A 17,526-nucleotide genomic window follows, 5' to 3' on the forward strand; every position below is an offset into this window, starting at 1 on the left:
GAACACATGATGATATTCGCTATAATTCGATTGTCAACCGGCCGTCTTTGCTTAATACCACTTTGGCATTTATCTTCTCGTTCGTTTGGGGATCAACGAGTCCTTTTATAAGACCGGTTTTTTGTTTTAGCACCAAGGCCTCAACCTGACTAGTTGTAAATACTTTCCCCATAAACTCAAAAGGAATACGCAAACGACAACCATTCTTAAAATTATTGCACCCGTAAGCGGCTTTTCCCTTTACTACCGTACCAGCCTTACACATAGGGCAGGTCCAAACCACTGTTTCTGCCTCTTCAACAACCAGATTAAAAGAGTCATCGAGCTTTACAACGCCTTCTATTTTAGCTCCGTCTTTTGTAAGCCCCTTTATTTTTGATGTTTGTCCCTTTTTTACCAATTGCTCCACCTGCTTATCGGTAAGCTTCTTGCCCAAAAACTCAAATGGAATAAGCGTTTTACACCCTTCTGTGTAACGCGAGCACCCCCAGGCACTTTTGCCCTTTAACATTTGCCCTTTCTCACATTGTGGACACAATAAGGTTTTAGGTACAGCCGTCTTCTGTTTGGGCTTCTCATCGACAGTTTTTTGTTCCTCTTCAACGACTTCAATCTTCTTTTCGCGCCGGTCGTGCTTCACATGAAAAACAATGTCGGACACCATTTGCTTCAGTTCATTCATAAACTCGCCGGCATCGTATTGCCCTTTCTCAATTTCCCGCAATTTCTTTTCCCAAATACCTGTTAGCTCGGCCGACTTCAGCAACTCATTCTGTATGGTATCAATCAATTGCATACCTGTTACTGTTGGATGCAAATTTTTACGCACTTTGGTAATGTACTTCCGCCGAATAATGGTTTCTATAATTGCCGCTCTGGTCGATGGTCGTCCAATTCCGTTCTCTTTCATCACATCGCGCAGCTCATCATCATCCACCTGTTTACCGGCTGTTTCCATTGCTCTCAGAAGCGTTGCCTCGGTATACGGTTTGGGAGGCTGAGTCTCCTTTTCTATTAATAAGGGCTCGTGCGGTCCTTTCTCTCCCACTTTAAACTCAGGCATTATATCATCGGGCTTCTTCTCCTCTTTGCCGTCCATAAACACAATGCGCCAGCCGGGATTCAATAATTGCTTACCGGTTGCTTTAAACTCTACGCCATTGACATCTCCCATAACCTGGGTGTTTGAGATTGTTGCATCCGGATAAAAAGCTGCAATAAACCGACGAGCAACCAGTTCATATACCAGCTTTTCATCACGACTCATATTATTCGCGGAAACACCCGTTGGAATAATGGCATGGTGATCGGTTACTTTCTTATCATCAAACACTTTTTTCGACTTCTTTAGCTTGGCCTTTAACAAAGCCTCTGTTAAATGCTGATGATCCTTCATCCCTTTTAATATATTGGGCACTTTCGGATAGATATCTTCACTCAGAAAAGTGGTATCAACGCGAGGATAAGTCGTTAATTTCTTTTCGTAAAGTGACTGTATTGTCTTCAAAGTTTCCTCGGCAGAGAAACCAAACTTTTTATTACATTCCACCTGTAGTGACGTAAGATCAAACAGGCGCGGAGGAGCTTCTTTACCTTTCTTTTTAGAGAAATCCTTTACCTCAAAATCGCTCTCTCTGATTGTCTCTAAATAATTCTCTCCTTCTTCCTTTTGAGAAAAACGACCTTTAGTGGACGAAAAAACTACCTCTTTATATTTTGTTTTCAACTCCCAAAAAGGTTCGGGCTTGAAATTATCAATGGCTTTTTGACGCTCAACAATTAAAGCCAAAGTAGGGGTTTGCACACGCCCAATTGACAAAACCTGCCCCTGCTGGCCGTACTTGAGTGTATACAGGCGGGTTGCATTAATCCCCAATAACCAATCGCCAATAGCCCGCGAGCTTCCGGCCGCATACAAATTAGCAAATTCATCGGCTGAACGCAGCTTCTCAAAACCTTCGCGAATGGATTCTTCTGTCAATGAGGATATCCACAAGCGTTTTACCGGGCACTTGGTTCCTGCTTTGTGCAGAACCCAACGCTGAATAAGCTCTCCCTCTTGCCCAGCATCCCCGCAATTAACCACCTCATCGGCACCTGCTACCAGCTTTTTTATAACATTAAACTGCTTTTGTATACCCGAATCATTGATGAGTTTGATTCCAAAGCGCGAGGGAATCATGGGCAACCAGCCCATGCTCCAGCGTTTCCACTCAGGCAAATATTCATGGGGCTCTTTCAGGGTGCATAGGTGACCAAATGTCCAGGTCACCTGATAATTGTTACCTTCAAAATAGCCATCACGCTTAGATTTTGCTCCAACAATTTGGGCAATTTCGAAGGCTACACTTGGTTTTTCGGCTATACAAACAATCATGAGGCATCACTATTATAAATAGCGAATATACTATTTCCTGAAAAATTAATTTTCACTGCAGCTTATTGAGTTATTAACAATGAAAAGTAAACCCTTTATTTCATAAATAACTGTTACGTAAAAAAAGCTTGAAATCAGTCAATAAGGAACAATCAACCAGATTTTTGATTTTTTTTGTGTAATATCTGCAAAAAATTTGAGCATATGTAAAAAATGTTCCTACATTTGTTCCTGAACAATTATTTACAAGAGGCTCCTTAATAAAAACAATGCCTCACAATTTTTTTTAAATGAATAAAGGTACAGTTAAGTTCTTTAATGACTCTAAAGGTTATGGTTTCATTAAAGATGAAGAAAGCAGCAAAGAGTATTTTGTGCACGTAACAGGTCTTATCGATGAGATCAAAGAAAATGACGAAGTAACTTACGAGCTTCAAGAAGGCCGTAAGGGTTTAAACGCGGTAAATGTAAAACTAGCATAGATTAGATTTATATTTAATGAGATTATTAAAGGCTGTTTCTTTCGAAGCAGCTTTTTTTTGGTCAAAACAATGCCTTGCTGTTACCATAACAAAGACTCATACAACAACTCTTTTGCCCAAGCAAAATTAACAACCATTAACCAGAATCAACTTTAGCCCCAAACACCAGGCCTATTGGAAATAATCAGTTGCAGAGCAATTAAGCCAGGACTATACATTTACAAAGCATAAAAAAGGGTAGCTACACTTTAGTAGCCACCCACAAATTTATGGTTGTAATTGTGTGAGCTTAATTACGACTCGCCAAAACCTCTTCAGCGGCAGCACGACCAGCCCTCAAAGCACTAATATTAGCTTCCACAACAGCATCGCCTTTCCGCCCGAATATTTTTCGAATCCCTTCTTCCAGAGCTCCGAATTCAATATCGATAAATAGAGATGCTGCCCCCAGCATCACAATGTTTGAGGAACGTTTAGATGCAACTTGAGCTGCTATCGCATCCGCATCGATGGCCACATGGTTTGGTTGCTCAGCAATCTTTGCCATAACAACATCCAACTCCGGATAATTTGGGATGTTGATAAATGGTGTCGTATTGGTAACCAACCACCCTTTGCTCGACAAATAGGGCAAATAACGTAATGACTCCATTGGTTCTACTGAGAGAATTAAGTCAGCTTTTCCTTTTGGAATCAAATCGGAGGAAATGGGCTTACTACTAACGCGTAAATGTGACTGCACATCCCCACCACGCTGACTCATACCATGAACTTCAGCCTGCTTCAGGTGTAAATCCTTATCTACGGCAGCCATGCCAATAGTTGCTGCGATCGACAAAATTCCTTGTCCGCCTACCCCTGCTAAAACTATATCTGATTTCATTGCTTTGTTTTTTTTATGATGCCCGCCCCGTTATACCAACAGGCTCAAATACGAGCACTAATCTGTTACAATCCTAACTCTTTAACTTTTAACACCAGACTTTTATTTCTCAGCGTCTGAATACACTGGCGGCGAGGAATAATCACCGACACACCCTGATAGTCAAACTCCTCTTTAATAATCTTCACCATCTCATCCAGGTTGGCTGCTGTTGGCTTAAACACCCGAATGTGCTCTGGATCAACCCCAATCCCCTCAATAATTTGCTCAAGGTGACCCAGGGCCTGAGAATCCTGTCCTCCGGTCATTCCGGTTGTATAGTTGTCAGAGACAATCACGGTGATTGGAGTTTTTTCATTAACTGCATCCAGCAAACCTGTCATTCCAGAGTGCGTAAAAGTAGAGTCCCCGATAACGGCAACAGCAGGTAGTAAACCGGCATCGGCTGCACCTTTAGCCATTGTAATTGAAGCTCCCATATCTACACATGAATTCACGGCATTGTACGGAGGCAAAGCACCCAAAGTGTAGCAGCCAATATCGGCAAAAACGCGTCCCGGACCATATTCTTCCAAGGCAATATTTAAGGCTTTGTAAGCATCGATGTGCCCACATCCTTTGCACATTGCAGGCGGACGACCAACTACCAGTTCAGGCACAGTGGCTCCTTCTTCGATAGGATACCCGAGTGCTGATGCAATAATATTTGGGTTCAATTCACCATCGCGGGGCAAGGTGCCATCAAGGCGCCCCGTTACAGGCGTTCCCGCTTCCTGATAACCTTTCAAGAGTTCCTCAATAACAGGATAACCATCTTCCAGCACTAAAATTTTATCGCACTCAGCTACCATCCGCTCAATATCTTTTCGAGGCATTGGGTACTGAGAAAGTTTCAGAACAGGATAGTTGAGTTCTCGCTCCTGAAAATTTTCCATCAGATAGTTGTGGGCAATTCCACAGGCAACAATACCTAATGAGCGATCACTACCATCGGTGTAGGTATTGTAAGGAGATTCCATTGAGATCTTCTCCAGATTCGGACGTGTCTCAAGCAATTTTTTATAGTTACGACGGGCTATAGCTGGCAATAAAACAAACTGTGTTGGATCTTTGGGCAAGCTTAGCTCCTTCTGCGGTAACATGGGTTTGCGCACTACGCCAGCTCTTGAATGCGCCAGGCGTGTGGTAATGCGTATCATTACCGGCACATTAAATTTTTCGGACATCTCAAAGGCCGCATAGGTCATATCGTAAGCCTCTTGCTGATTAACCGGCTCCAAAATAGGAATCATTGCAAACTTACCGTACACACGACTATCCTGCTCATTTTGACTGGAGTGCATAGAAGGGTCATCAGCTGCTACCACCACAAACCCACCATTGACACCGGTTATGGCAGCATTAATAAAAGCATCTGCGGCCACATTCAAACCGACGTGCTTCATACACGTCATGGCCCGCTTTCCGGCGTAGGCCATTCCTAAAGCCGACTCCATAGCGGTCTTTTCATTACTCGACCACTTACTGTGAATATGCCGTTCTTGAGCGATTTTAGAATCTTGTATAAACTCTGTAATTTCGGTAGATGGCGTACCAGGGTATGCATAAACACCTGATAATCCGGCATCAATTGCCCCCTGAGCAATGGCCTCATCTCCTAACAATAATAACTTTTGCATTGTGTTTATTTGGTTTTATATTATCACTTATTTGCTTCTGATTGCTAAATAACAAATATCTAAACCCCCTAGTAATGACATTTATCACCGCTTACAATTTGTAACCGTTCTTAATAATAAATCGTAACTACCAAGTGCCGGGGCCCACCATAATTTCTAAACTCACATAAATAAATCCCTTGCCAGGTACCAAGATTTAAGCAACCATCAGTTATGGGTATGCTTAGCGACACCCCAACAAGCGACGATTTTATATGAGCAGGCATATCATCCAGTCCTTCCAGAGTATGCTTATAATCAGCATCTCCCTCTTTGATAAGCTTATTAAAAACGGTTTCAAAATCATCTCTAACCGTTGCATCTGCATTTTCGTTGAGTGTCAATCCGGCTGAAGAATGCTTAATAAACACATTTACTAACCCCGTTTCGGGTAGCTTGGGTAAAGCCGCCTTCACCTCATTTGTTATCAAATGGAAACCTCTCGCATAGGGTTTTAGCACTAATTCTACCTGTTTAATCATATAATCAACCCTTTACACACTCTTTAAATATTTCAACAATCATGTATCAATCTATCACCCAGAAAGAATAAATTACTTTTAATTTATCCTATTTGGCGGCGTTTCTCCATTAAAGAAGCACCTGATATTTTCAGCAACCAAAAGAGACATTTCTCCACGTGTTTCATGCGTGGCCGTGCCCAAATGCGGCATTAGCACTACATTGGGTAACTCCCGCAAAGCATCTGGTATGATTGGTTCATTTTCAAACACATCCAACCCTGCTCCTGCTATCTCTTTATTCTGCAATGCAGTCACCAAAGCCGCCTCATCGACCACGGGGCCACGCGCTGTGTTAATCAGGTAAGCACTTGGTTTCATCAGCGCCAATTCCCTCTCCCCAATCATTCTTTTAGTTACGGCTGTAAGTGGAACATTGAGCGAAACAACATCCGATGATTTTAATAGCTCATCTAAAGGCACGTACCTGGCCCCCAACTGCTGCTCTGTAGCAGCATCCACTTGTTTGCGATTATGATATACAATCTGCATACCTGAAGCCACTGCGCGCCTGGCAAGTGCCTTTCCAATTGCGCCCATACCAACAATACCTAATTGCTTACCCACAAGCGTTGTGCTAAGGTTACGCATTACTCCCCACTTCAAGGCTTCTTTGTTTTTAAGCATTGTATTCATTTCACCCATACGACGAGCTGTGGCAATCATTAACCCCATGGCCAACTCTGCCGTTGGTTCGGTTACCGGATCCGGACTATTAGTAACCACAATGCCTTTTTTTGTGGCATATTCCACATCAATATTGTCATAACCTGCTCCAAAGTTGGCTATCATTTTCAACTTCGGTGCAGCATCAATTACCTCATTACTCAATTTATTGCCATATACCGTAACAATGGCATCTACATCTGCTGCCTTCGTCATGAGCTCATCATGAGTAAAAAACTCATTGCTGGGATACACAAGTTCCCATTCGGGTAAAACCTGTTCGAATTGACAGCGTGGTACTGCCAGCATTATTAAAACTTTCTTCATACTGATGTATTACATTTTTTTATTCATTATTGGACTTCACTAAATAGCACTTCAAAGCGTTCTGCTTTCGGCATAATTCACTAATGAAAACCACCTGGTACAGTTCAATAATCTCAATATTTTTCTCTCCATTGGTAAAGATAAAATCATTCTGAATCAAAGCCAATATGACTTTTTGCTTGCCAAAGTGTATTTTTAAAGGTAATTTGATTGGTCCAATAGAAGATTATGCCCTATTTACATTCGAAATATGAGGTGCCCGGCGATGATGGACAACACGATGTTTTACCAAATTTATTGGGCATAACCACCATTGAGGCCATTCATAAAGTAGAATTTGAAGGCTTTCTCAAGGCTCAATATCTGCTTTTGGAAGAACTGACTACCCAAACCCAATTTACTTTTAATTATATCCAGCGCATTCATTTTCTTTCCCTCCATAAGATTTATGGCTTTGCCGGCCAACTTAGACAGGTCAACATGACGAAAGGCGGCTTTCTGTTTCCCACCGCCAAGTTTTTACCCAAAATATGTCATGATTTCGACGAACAGATTCTGAAACATCTACCCAATTACTACCCGAGCAAACAGGCTTTAATAGAAGACATCGCCAAAGTGCATGCCGAACTACTCTTTATCCACCCATTTAGAGAGGCCAACGGAAGAGTAGCACGCATTTTGGCCAACATGATGGCCATTAAACAAGGCTATGATTTTTTAGGATTCTATAAAATTACCCAACGCCAGTTCAAGGATTACATCATTGCAGTTCAGTCGGCTGCTGAACACAATTACCAACCCATGACCCAAATAATAAGTGCTATTTTTTAAGTTCATCCTCCACTTGCGCGGCCATTTTTTGAAGTTCTTCATCTGAAAAATGAATGCCTTCGATCTGGAAGGATACAACCATAGCATCGAGCATTTTTTTAAAACGCTCGTCCGAATTTTTAAGGGAAGGATGGTTGTCAATTATTCGTGTCTCCATATAGTAAAGATACGAAAAATGGATTGTTTTCGTTAGTATTTAACGAAGGGATTTAGCCTTATTACATTAATTTTTCTGTAAAAGAATTCCTTTATACTTTTATGCGAGTTTTAAATGGTCCGGCATCAGTAATAGCTGACGATGGCCTTTAATTCACTATGATAAAAAACGAACCAAGTGAAGAAAAACCTTTTGGCCTGCTGGGCTTTATTGTCGTTGATGCTATGCGCACAGTTTGCACATGCACAAATAACAGTCTCAGGAATTGTAACCGATAGCCTCAATAACGCTGTTCCTTTCGCAAATATTAGTATTCTGAGCGGCAGAGCCGGCAGCGTTAGCAACGAAAAGGGAGAATTTTCATTTATCACCAATCAATATTTACCGTTCCAACTGCAGGTTTCATCCATCGGCTATCACACCAAAAGCATCCGAATAAACACCATAAATGAAGCTCAATCGATAAAGCTAACACTATTACTTAAGCAAGAAAGTTTAGAAGAAGTGAATATTGAAGGTGAAAGGACGGAGCAGTCATTTACCCGTCTCGATCCAAAACTAACGCATCGCCTGCCCGATGCCGGAGGAGGCAATATTGAAGGCCTTGTTAAGAGTCAAATGGGCGTATCATCCAATAACGAGCTAAGCTCTCAATACCGCGTTAGAGGAGGTAACTACGATGAAAACTTGGTTTATGTCAATGACATTGAAATCTATCGGCCTTTCTTAATTCGTTCCGGACAGCAGGAAGGCTTAAGCTTTGTCAACCCCAACCTGATTTCATCACTTAAATTTTCACCGGGGGGCTTTGAGGCCCAATATGGCGATAAGATGGCCTCCGTGCTTGATGTACGCTACAAGACACCCCAACAATTGGCCGGAAGTATATCCGCCAGTCTGCTGGGTGCTTCTGCACACCTTGAAGGCTGTTCAAAAGATAAACGGTTCACGGCTATTGCCGGAGTTCGATACAAAACCAACCAATACCTCCTGGGTTCTTTGGATGTGAGCGGCGATTATAATCCCAGTTTCTTCGACACTCAGACGTTTCTGACCTATCAGCTGAGTGATAAATGGCAACTGGAAGCCCTGGGCTACTATTCCGAAAATAATTACCGGTTTCAACCAGTCGATCGAGAAACCTCTTTTGGCACCATCAACGAGGCTAAAAAGCTAAAGGTTTACTTTGAGGGCCGTGAAAAAGATGTGTTTCAAACTGGTTTGGGCGCGGTTTCCCTCAATTTCTCGCCCAATAGTGAACACCGCTACAGGTTAACGGCTATGGGCTACCGCACCTATGAGGAGGTTACCTACGACATTATGGGCCAATATTGGTTGCAAAACATTGAGAATTTAGACGGTTCTACACCTAACCCACAAGAAGATGGCATCCAGAATATTGGAGTTGGCACTAACCTCGAACATGCCCGCAACGATTTATTGGGCAGTATTCAAAACCTGGCCATTAAAGGGCAACATACAGCAGGAAACCATTTGATAACCTGGCAGCTGAAATACCAACACGAATATTTTAAAGACTACATCAACGAATGGGAAATGCGCGACTCGGCCGACTACTCGCTTCCCTATTCCGATAAAGAAGTAAGATTAATGTACAGCTACAACAGCGAGAACACCACGCGCAGTAATCGCATCACCAGCTATGTACAGGATGAATTTAAACTTCAAACACAAAACGGCTATATCCTTGTTAATGCCGGGGTGAGAACCAACTATTGGGACTTTAACAACGAATTCCTCATCAGTCCCAGAATTAACTTACTTTACTACCCAAACACGGCCATTAAAACGCGCTACCGACTGGCAGGCGGCATCTATTACCAGTCACCTTTCTACCGGGAAATACGTCGTCCTGACGGCTCCATCAATGATAAAATCAAGGCACAAAAATCCATTCAACTGGTTGGTGGCTTTGATCATATTTTCGAAGCCATGGAGCGGGAGTTTAAGTTCACTGCCGAAGGCTACTACAAACATATGACCCGCCTCAACCCCTATCAAATTGATAACGTACGCATTCGCTATTTGGGCCACAACAATGCCAAAGGCTATGCAGCAGGTATTGATTTTAAAGTACACGGCGAGTTTGTTCAAGGCGTTGAATCGTGGGCCAACCTCTCACTGATGAAAACAGAAGAAGATTTGCTGGATGACTTTTATTTAACAACAGATGAGGAAGGCCAGCCAACCATCGTTTATCCGGGATACATTCCCAGACCATCCGATCAACGCGTCTCTTTCTCATTGTTCTTTCAGGACTATCTGCCCAGTAACCCTGATTTCAGAGTTAACCTCAACTTGCTTTTTGCCACTGACTTACCATTTGGTCCACCCAATTCGCCCCGCTACCAGGCCGTCAACCGCATGCCAGCCTACCGACGGGTGGACATTGGGTTCTCCAAAGATTTAACCGGCTGGCTCAACCAAAAACACAGCCTCGTAAAAAATTGCTGGATCAGTCTTGAAGTTTTCAACCTGTTTAACATTAGTAACACCATTTCCTACTATTGGGTGAATGACATACACAATCGCCAGTATGCAGTCCCCAACTACCTTACTTCAAGGCGCCTCAACCTTAAATTAGCCGCATCATTTTAAAGATATTTCGAACCAGATCAACAGCATTTGCAATAAAACAGAACTTTAAACCGATTTTTACGTAAATTTACCTGTTACATTTATTTTGGGAATCTATAAAATGACACAACTCGCCCCAACCATATTGCTTGTGGATGACTCTGCGGTTAATCTAGAAATTCTGTCGGAAGCACTGAACAGGTATAATACTGTTGTTGCCACTAATGGCGATGATGCGATGGAGATTGCCTTTTCGAGAAACAAGCCCGATCTCATCCTTTTAGATGTGATTATGCCAGGGTTAGACGGGTACGAAGTCTGCCAGATACTCAAAAGCAACGAACAGTCGAAAGACATTCCAATCATATTTATCACCGGACAAAATGACGCCGAAAGCATCCTAAAAGGCTTCGAAGCCGGCGCCATCGACTACATCACCAAACCCTTTAATATTCTGGAGCTGAAAGCCCGGGTTAAAACCCAGCTATCCATAAAAATGGCGCGGGATCAGAACCAACGGCTGATGAATAAGATACGAACGGTAAACAAAAAATTAACCGATAGTATTGAATATGCCCAAAAGATTCAGAATGCCAGCCTGCCTTCCAAAGAGTTTCTAAACAGGATATTGCCCGAACACTTTATCCTTTTAAAACCCAGAGACATTGTTAGTGGCGATTTCTATTGGGCTGAACAGGCCGGCGATAAACTCATCATCGTATCGGCCGACTGCACCGGTCATGGCGTGCCCGGAGCCTTTATGAGCATGTTTGGCGTTGCCTACCTCCACGAAATAGTTGGCAAAAATGGCATCCATCAACCTGCCGAAATAATCAATGAACTGCGACGCATAGTAATTTCGTCCCTGCGGCAAGACGAAGATAGCGAAGTGAAAGATGGCATGGACATTAGTATTGTAGCCATCGACACCCAAAAACATGAAATTGAATTTGCCGGTGCCTTTAACGACATGCTGCTGGTGCGCGACCAACAAATGACCATTTACGAAGCGGATCATATGCCGGTATCTATTGGTGAAATCAATCAGCCGTACACAAACCATGTAGTCCCCTACAAAACAGGCGATTGCATTTACCTGTATACAGATGGATTTCCTTCGCAGTTTGGCGGACCTAATGACAAAAAACTCATGCAAAAAGGCTTTCGAAACATGCTGCTAGAAAACCATCACTATACCATGCAGGAACAGTTGAATATCTTCAGCAACTTCTTCGATATGTGGAAGGGCATTAACGACCAGATTGATGATGTGCTGGTTATTGGAATAAGATTATAAAACATACGAAAAACTCCACTTAAACAGAAGATAAGTTCCTGTAATAATTACAAATATGTATAACCAAACGAATTATTTGTAAATTAGGGGTTATTAATAACTAATAAACTCTAAACAATGGACTTTTCATCAAACCTGAAGGCCTTTACTGAAAGGGTGCTAACTCTCAAACCCAAGCTTCTTACAGAAGAAGCAACAAAAAATGGCCTCATCATGCCTTTCATACAGTTACTTGGTTATGATGTTTTTAACCCAATGGAAGTAATTCCTGAATTTATAGCTGATATAGGCACAAAGAAAGGAGAAAAGGTGGACTACGCCATCCTTCAGGAAAATAACCCAATAATGATAATTGAATGTAAGCATTGGCAAGAAAATCTTAGTGTACATAACTCTCAACTCCACAGATATTTTCATGTAACAAAAGCAAGATTTGGTTTACTTACAAATGGCGCAGAGTATCGCTTCTATACTGACTTGGAGGAATCCAACAAAATGGACTCAGAACCCTTTCTTGTTATTGATTTTGAAAACATTAAAGATTTTGAGATTAACGAACTCAAGAAATTTCAAAAATCAAATTTCGATATAGATAAAATAATTGATAGTGCCAGTGAACTGAAGTATTCATCAGCAATAAAGGAAATACTGGAAAAAGAACTTAACGAACCATCTGAAGAGTTCGTAAGATTTTTTGGTAAACAAATTTACTCAGGTAAAATTACTGCAAAAGTACTTGAACAATTAACTAACATTGTAAAAAAAGCAACTAATCAATCCATAAAAGAAATTGTTAACGAGAGGCTACATGCCGCGTTAAAAAAAGAGGAAGAAACGACCATCGAAACAGAGGAAAAGGTGGAAGAAAATAAAGTTTTAACAACAGAGGAAGAAATTGAGGGCTATCACATAGTAAGATCAATTGTTAGAACCAAAATAGAAGCTGAAAGAGTTGTATTCAGAGACACACAGTCCTATTTTGGGATTCTCGTCGATGACAATAATAGAAAACCGATTTGCAGACTGCACTTAAACGGTAACAAAAAGTACATTGGTATTTTTGATGAAAACAAAAAGGAGGAACGCATACAACTTAACAACCTTGATGAAATCTACAACTTCTCTGATAAATTAATTGACACTGTATTACGTCATCTAAATTAAAAACAAAGCAGTCTTTTTAGGCTGCTTTTTAAATATATAAAACACCAGTCCTCAGTAAGCTAATTTTCATTATCTTTGCCCCGTATTTAAAGTACCAACAGTTCGCAACCATCCTGTTTTCACACAATGTTTTACCAAACAACACTATCACCTATTTTACAGATACTTATGAGTATATTTGTATTTAACAATAACCATAAATACCCTTTGAGATAGGTGTAGAACAGGTACAGTGTGCAGGTAATATGTGCAGGTAAAATAATATTAACATCTATGGCTTCATTAAAACTAAGAGGGAATTCTATTTACGTAGTTCAGTATGTTGGTAATGATTCTGTAAGAAAATCAACTGGGATTAAGATTCGTAATGCCAAAGATTGGGACTCAGCTAAGAACTTTCCAGTTTACAAAGCAAAAAACGAGAAAGGGGAAAGAATAGGCCCCAAATTGAGCTTGTTCTTAGACATGATGAATCAGGCATTTGAACAAGCTAAGAGCGGCGGTCATATAGGAGTAGCAATGCGCTACGAAGAACTTGTAAGAATCTCTGAGAATAAAAAAATCAAACCAGATGATTTCCTATTCAATTATTGGGATAAACATATTAATTACCTCACAAACAAACCTAATCCTACCAGGGGAGTTAAGCAGTACATCCTAACAAAGAAACACTTTCAAAGATACTTTTCTCAAAAAAATATCAACCCTACATTCCAGGACATAGATGTTAGCTTCTACCGTGAATTCCTTGTATGGATGGCAAATCAGAATTGTTTAGACCGAAATGGCGAACCCACCAATAAGAGATATAGCAATAACTATATCATGGACCAAATCAAGATATTAAAAACCGTAATGAATGCGGCATTAACAGAAGGAAAGCACAACAATACCAGCTTTAAATCATTTCAGCGCAATTATGATGCCCCTAAAGATGATGTCATCTACCTCACTCCAGAAGAAATCAACACCATAAAAGCACTTAATCTTACTGGCGTACAAGATGTGGTCAGAGATTATTTTATAATTGGCTGTTATACTGCACTCAGGTGGTCAGATTGGAATAAAGCAATCCCGACAAATGTAAAAGATGGATACTTAGTCATCCGAACTCAAAAAACATCCGGTAAAATTTCTATACCAATCGCTAAGACAGTTCAGGACATTTGGGACAAGTGGGGCGATGACATTCCAAAGCGACCAGCAAACCCCATCGTCAATAAAATCTTAAAGGATATTGCAGCAATGGCAAAGCTACCAAAACCATCACAAGTAAGTTCTCATACCGCACGGCGTTCATTCGCCACTAACCTAATTAAAGAAGGAGCTAATCCATACGACGTAATGATGATTACAGGCCATACAACTTTGGCAAACTTTGAAAAGTACATCAGGATATCCATACAAGAAGGTGTAAAAAGATTGGCAGGACACAGGTACTTCACATAAAGTAAGTAAGACATCAGATATCTATCCAACTAAACTCCCTAGTAGTTGAAAAGATGAATGGAATAACATAAAGTATTAGAATATATGACAAAACAAACACAAGCTCCCAAGTTTTAAGAATAAAAGCTTGCTCCTTAATCCAACCAACAACCAGTCGAACAATAACAACAAGTAATAGAAGAATGGAAACAACATTAGTCAAAAACGTTTTATCTGATTTCACTAAGAACATCTCCTCAAATCCTAATCCATTTCGAGCCCCCTTAACCCTACCATTCAAAGACCACGATGCCTTCCCTGGGGATGAATATGTTACCCTTGCCTTAAAGCCATCATCCTCCTCCAAAGCATCATCTCCAACAAATTTAAACTCAACAAGGCGAGTAGAATCCTCATTAACAATCTTATAATCAACTTTTATATCTTTTCGGCTTACCTGAACTATTTTAACGTCATATATTTCAACTTCACCCGACTTTGACTCAAAAGTAATAGGAAAACTATCTGTGAAGTCACTATAATCCACAAAAACCTCCCCATCATTCCAAACGGTTAGATATGTTTGTTTAATATTATCAAGCTCCTTTTTCTTCCAAAAGAAGCGAAAGTCCCTATCAAGTTCTCCTCCATCAGCTAGCACGCGCTCAGCACCCACACTATACGACGGAACTTTTTCACTAACAGACATATACGGAATACCTCCAAGCACAATCGCGAAAACCAATGCAAAAATTGGAGAACGCAACACAACAACTACCTTATTAAACGACTTCCTCGTTAGCCTCATTACTTTCAAATTTACTTGCTTTAACAATCGTATACCGCTTAACTTGATTTTGTTTATCATTGATTACTCGCGCTGTAATTAGAATTTTACTCACTTCATAATCATTGGCAGAGGATTGATATAGTGACCATTTTATTATAGATTCTTGTAAGAGCGTTAATTCTTTTCTATCAATATTAAAAGGAATCGTTCTATTTAATTCATCCACATATATCCTTCCGTAACCTGTAATAATATTATATTTTGTAACATTCCCTTTTATACCACTTCTGCGACCGACCTCATTGATTGAACTAACAAACTCCTTAGTATTAAAGTCAAACTGAATGACCTTACCTACCCGAGGTCTACGAACTTGAATCTTCATATCTGAATCTCTAGTTATGGGTCGATGCATTTGCTGCAAAGGTTTTTCCAGCACATCACACAATGCTAAATCAATCAAATCATTCTTCTCTATTATCTTCTTAACCGTAGGATTAGTGGGTTGTACATCTTGACCGGTTGCTATTTTCCATGAGTACTCAAGCATAGCATAGAAAGCAGAAGCAATAACACTTCCTCCAATTGCCACAACTGCAGGATCACCAAACACAACAGAGACAGTCTCGATGAAGCTCCCTTTCTTTGGGGGATGTAAAAATGTTTTAACATCTGGCACACTTGCACCCTTTACTCTCACATCCCCTTTGGTTACAAGCGTATGCGCTGTAATATTTAATGCTTTGGCTAGACCTAGTATTGAGGTACTTGCATCATATAAACTAAGCTTATTTTGTTCGGCATCCCCACCAGTATACCGTATATCAAACGTCAATTCTTTTTCAATCATATGTACTAAAAAATGAGACACTTCAAATTAAATAACACTAAAACATCTCCATAAAAGTACATAATTATATGCATTTTCATAAGCCGCTAAACAAAAACACCTTCACTATATGCCTTTGTGTTTAATACACCTGCTACAATTAATAACGAAATAGCTCCATTTTCATGTCAATCATGAATAAAAAACTGCATTATGACATCATTTATTAACACAAAGAATGGATTTATATACATTACTCATTGGTTGGATGAGAATGTATTGCGACTCTCCACTCGGATGAAGGTTGATAAGAAACAATGGAATTCAAAAAAACAACGTCCCAAAAACAAATCACTGCATTACAACGGCATCAATGTTAATTCTGAGCTTGGTAGGCTTGAAAATGCAATGAATGAGGCGGTCAATTACCTTCACATCAATAATCAACTAAGCAAGTCAAACCTCAAATTAAAGTACTTAGAGCTGATAGGTAAAGCACCTAAAACACGCTTTATAGAGTATCATTTTTTAAGTTACTTCAAGGAAGTGACCGATGTTAGCTTCATCCAAAACAAGTCAAATTATGCTACTCTAAATAACTCATTTCAGCTCTTAAAGTCCTACTTCAAAAAGAAAAAGCCAGGCTTTGAAGAAATAAATATGGGCTTTTACGAAAGCTATAATAGCTGGTTAAAGAACCGAAAGGCATTGAATAGAAATGGTACTGAAACTGACCGATTCTTATCCGCAAATTACATTTCTATTCAGTGGAAAAACATCAAAGCGGTAATGAATAAGGCAGCAATGGAAGGATTACACAAGAATGAGGATTACAAGCGGTTTGTAAGAAGAAATGGGAGCTCTGAAAAGGTATATCTCAATCTGGATGAATTGGATTGCATCAAGAACCTCACTTTAAAAGGACTAGAAGAGATTGTATGTGATTGGTTCCTCATTGGAGCGTTTACCGGATTACGCTATTCAGATTGGAGCAAGGTTAATTTACACACTGAAACGGATGGAGTAATGTCTATCAGCACAACAAAGACAAAGACAGTAGCACGCATTCCCATTCATCCAATTGTAAAGCAGTTAAAGTGTAAATACAAGGACAATCTTCCTGCTTTGCCTCCTATTCAGACGGTAAATGCCGTTATCAAACAGATTGCTAAAAAGGCTGGCATTGATACAATGATTGATGTTGAGGAATTGCGTGGTGGCGAACTTACCCACAGAAAGATTCCCAAATACAGACTCATCGCTTCACACACAGCTAGACGTTCGTTAGCAACTAACTTGCTAAAAAGCGGCTCAGCACCTGTTGATATAATGAAGATAACAGGTCATAAGACACTTGCATCTTTCGAACGTTATATTCGAATAAGTGAACAAGAATCAATTGGCAGGTTAAAGAAGTCAGCATTCTTTCAAGGGGATTAACTTCCCTTGTTTGTTAAT

At 40.4% G+C, this 17,526-nt stretch carries 15 protein-coding genes; 7 read left to right on the forward strand and 8 right to left on the reverse strand.

The genetic code is table 11. The features are described from left to right. Positions 1-19: 19 nt before the first annotated feature. Positions 20-2,377 carry a type IA DNA topoisomerase gene (locus tag ACSX1H_RS13760; protein WP_439184745.1) on the reverse strand — a complete coding sequence of 786 codons (2,358 nt, stop codon included), beginning with the start codon at positions 2,375-2,377 and terminating at the stop codon, positions 20-22. Positions 2,378-2,667: 290 nt separating this feature from the next. Here ACSX1H_RS13760 and ACSX1H_RS13765 point away from each other — a divergent pair, with 290 nt between their 5' ends. Then, the gene (locus tag ACSX1H_RS13765) at positions 2,668-2,859 is read left to right on the forward strand and encodes a cold-shock protein (RefSeq protein WP_430809361.1); all 192 of its coding nucleotides are present in this window, start codon (positions 2,668-2,670) and stop codon (positions 2,857-2,859) included. Positions 2,860-3,148: 289 nt separating this feature from the next. On the opposite strand, the gene ACSX1H_RS13770 is transcribed toward ACSX1H_RS13765, so the two are convergent. The 4 genes from ACSX1H_RS13770 to ACSX1H_RS13785 form a co-directional block, all read right to left on the reverse strand. Beyond that, the gene (locus tag ACSX1H_RS13770; RefSeq protein ID WP_439184746.1) at positions 3,149-3,742 is read right to left on the reverse strand and encodes an indolepyruvate oxidoreductase subunit beta; all 594 of its coding nucleotides are present in this window, start codon (positions 3,740-3,742) and stop codon (positions 3,149-3,151) included. Between the two features lie 65 nt (positions 3,743-3,807). Further along, complete coding sequence (locus ACSX1H_RS13775) at positions 3,808-5,421, reverse strand: thiamine pyrophosphate-dependent enzyme (protein WP_439184747.1); 1,614 nt, start codon at positions 5,419-5,421, stop codon at positions 3,808-3,810. Between the two features lie 110 nt (positions 5,422-5,531). Further along, complete coding sequence (locus tag ACSX1H_RS13780) at positions 5,532-5,942, reverse strand: secondary thiamine-phosphate synthase enzyme YjbQ (protein ID WP_439184748.1); 411 nt, start codon at positions 5,940-5,942, stop codon at positions 5,532-5,534. A 78-nt stretch (positions 5,943-6,020) separates the two neighbouring features. Beyond that, positions 6,021-6,974 (reverse strand): NAD(P)-dependent oxidoreductase, encoded by a 954-nt coding sequence (locus ACSX1H_RS13785; protein WP_439184750.1) that lies wholly within the window; start codon positions 6,972-6,974, stop codon positions 6,021-6,023. 228 nt (positions 6,975-7,202) lie between these two features. Here ACSX1H_RS13785 and ACSX1H_RS13790 point away from each other — a divergent pair, with 228 nt between their 5' ends. Next, complete coding sequence (locus ACSX1H_RS13790) at positions 7,203-7,805, forward strand: Fic/DOC family protein (RefSeq protein ID WP_439184752.1); 603 nt, start codon at positions 7,203-7,205, stop codon at positions 7,803-7,805. Here ACSX1H_RS13790 and ACSX1H_RS13795 read toward each other — a convergent pair. Then, positions 7,795-7,962 carry a hypothetical protein gene (locus ACSX1H_RS13795; RefSeq protein ID WP_439184754.1) on the reverse strand — a complete coding sequence of 56 codons (168 nt, stop codon included), beginning with the start codon at positions 7,960-7,962 and terminating at the stop codon, positions 7,795-7,797. The genes ACSX1H_RS13790 and ACSX1H_RS13795 overlap by 11 nt on opposite strands. Positions 7,963-8,139: 177 nt before the next feature. On the opposite strand from ACSX1H_RS13795, the gene ACSX1H_RS13800 reads away from it, so the two are divergent. The 4 genes from ACSX1H_RS13800 to ACSX1H_RS13815 all read left to right on the forward strand — a co-directional run bounded on the left by ACSX1H_RS13800 (position 8,140) and on the right by ACSX1H_RS13815 (position 14,470). Continuing rightward, entirely contained in the window at positions 8,140-10,581 is a 2,442-nt protein-coding gene (locus ACSX1H_RS13800; protein WP_439184755.1) for a TonB-dependent receptor, read from the forward strand. A gap of 100 nt (positions 10,582-10,681) precedes the next feature. Next, on the forward strand, positions 10,682-11,857 hold the full coding sequence (locus ACSX1H_RS13805; RefSeq protein WP_439184757.1) for a PP2C family protein-serine/threonine phosphatase: 1,176 nt from the start codon (positions 10,682-10,684) through the stop codon (positions 11,855-11,857). 117 nt (positions 11,858-11,974) lie between these two features. Next, positions 11,975-13,021 (forward strand): type I restriction endonuclease, encoded by a 1,047-nt coding sequence (locus ACSX1H_RS13810; protein WP_439184759.1) that lies wholly within the window; start codon positions 11,975-11,977, stop codon positions 13,019-13,021. 273 nt (positions 13,022-13,294) lie between these two features. Then, the gene (locus ACSX1H_RS13815) at positions 13,295-14,470 is read left to right on the forward strand and encodes a tyrosine-type recombinase/integrase (RefSeq protein ID WP_439184761.1); all 1,176 of its coding nucleotides are present in this window, start codon (positions 13,295-13,297) and stop codon (positions 14,468-14,470) included. A 13-nt stretch (positions 14,471-14,483) separates the two neighbouring features. Here ACSX1H_RS13815 and ACSX1H_RS13820 read toward each other — a convergent pair whose 3' ends face one another. Together ACSX1H_RS13820 and ACSX1H_RS13825 are read right to left on the reverse strand one after the other, a co-directional pair. Then, positions 14,484-15,257: a hypothetical protein gene (locus ACSX1H_RS13820; RefSeq protein WP_439184762.1), complete on the reverse strand. Its 774-nt coding sequence runs from the start codon at positions 15,255-15,257 to the stop codon at positions 14,484-14,486. Continuing rightward, positions 15,232-16,089: a DUF7946 domain-containing protein gene (locus tag ACSX1H_RS13825; protein WP_439184763.1), complete on the reverse strand. Its 858-nt coding sequence runs from the start codon at positions 16,087-16,089 to the stop codon at positions 15,232-15,234. Before ACSX1H_RS13825 ends, ACSX1H_RS13820 begins: the two co-directional genes overlap by 26 nt. 192 nt (positions 16,090-16,281) lie before the next feature. Here ACSX1H_RS13825 and ACSX1H_RS13830 point away from each other — a divergent pair, with 192 nt between their 5' ends. Beyond that, positions 16,282-17,508: a tyrosine-type recombinase/integrase gene (locus tag ACSX1H_RS13830; protein ID WP_439184765.1), complete on the forward strand. Its 1,227-nt coding sequence runs from the start codon at positions 16,282-16,284 to the stop codon at positions 17,506-17,508. The last annotated feature ends 18 nt before the right edge of the window (positions 17,509-17,526 follow it).

Origin of the sequence: Carboxylicivirga taeanensis, from assembly GCF_051851475.1 — a bacterium.
In the GTDB taxonomy this organism is placed as follows: Bacteria; Bacteroidota; Bacteroidia; order Bacteroidales; family Marinilabiliaceae; genus Carboxylicivirga; species Carboxylicivirga taeanensis.

What these genes read in the sequence shown, in the direction of transcription:
- ACSX1H_RS13760 (WP_439184745.1), bottom strand. Translation starts at nt 2,377, where the DNA reads ATGATTGTTTGTATAGCCGAAAAACCAAGTGTAGCCTTCGAAATTGCC.
- ACSX1H_RS13795 (WP_439184754.1), bottom strand. Translation starts at nt 7,962, where the DNA reads ATGGAGACACGAATAATTGACAACCATCCTTCCCTTAAAAATTCGGAC.
- ACSX1H_RS13830 (WP_439184765.1), top strand. Translation starts at nt 16,282, where the DNA reads ATGACATCATTTATTAACACAAAGAATGGATTTATATACATTACTCAT.
- ACSX1H_RS13790 (WP_439184752.1), top strand. Translation starts at nt 7,203, where the DNA reads ATGCCCTATTTACATTCGAAATATGAGGTGCCCGGCGATGATGGACAA.
- ACSX1H_RS13825 (WP_439184763.1), bottom strand. Translation starts at nt 16,089, where the DNA reads ATGATTGAAAAAGAATTGACGTTTGATATACGGTATACTGGTGGGGAT.
- ACSX1H_RS13805 (WP_439184757.1), top strand. Translation starts at nt 10,682, where the DNA reads ATGACACAACTCGCCCCAACCATATTGCTTGTGGATGACTCTGCGGTT.
- ACSX1H_RS13820 (WP_439184762.1), bottom strand. Translation starts at nt 15,257, where the DNA reads ATGAGGCTAACGAGGAAGTCGTTTAATAAGGTAGTTGTTGTGTTGCGT.
- ACSX1H_RS13770 (WP_439184746.1), bottom strand. Translation starts at nt 3,742, where the DNA reads ATGAAATCAGATATAGTTTTAGCAGGGGTAGGCGGACAAGGAATTTTG.
- ACSX1H_RS13775 (WP_439184747.1), bottom strand. Translation starts at nt 5,421, where the DNA reads ATGCAAAAGTTATTATTGTTAGGAGATGAGGCCATTGCTCAGGGGGCA.
- ACSX1H_RS13765 (WP_430809361.1), top strand. Translation starts at nt 2,668, where the DNA reads ATGAATAAAGGTACAGTTAAGTTCTTTAATGACTCTAAAGGTTATGGT.
- ACSX1H_RS13810 (WP_439184759.1), top strand. Translation starts at nt 11,975, where the DNA reads ATGGACTTTTCATCAAACCTGAAGGCCTTTACTGAAAGGGTGCTAACT.
- ACSX1H_RS13780 (WP_439184748.1), bottom strand. Translation starts at nt 5,942, where the DNA reads ATGATTAAACAGGTAGAATTAGTGCTAAAACCCTATGCGAGAGGTTTC.
- ACSX1H_RS13785 (WP_439184750.1), bottom strand. Translation starts at nt 6,974, where the DNA reads ATGAAGAAAGTTTTAATAATGCTGGCAGTACCACGCTGTCAATTCGAA.
- ACSX1H_RS13815 (WP_439184761.1), top strand. Translation starts at nt 13,295, where the DNA reads ATGGCTTCATTAAAACTAAGAGGGAATTCTATTTACGTAGTTCAGTAT.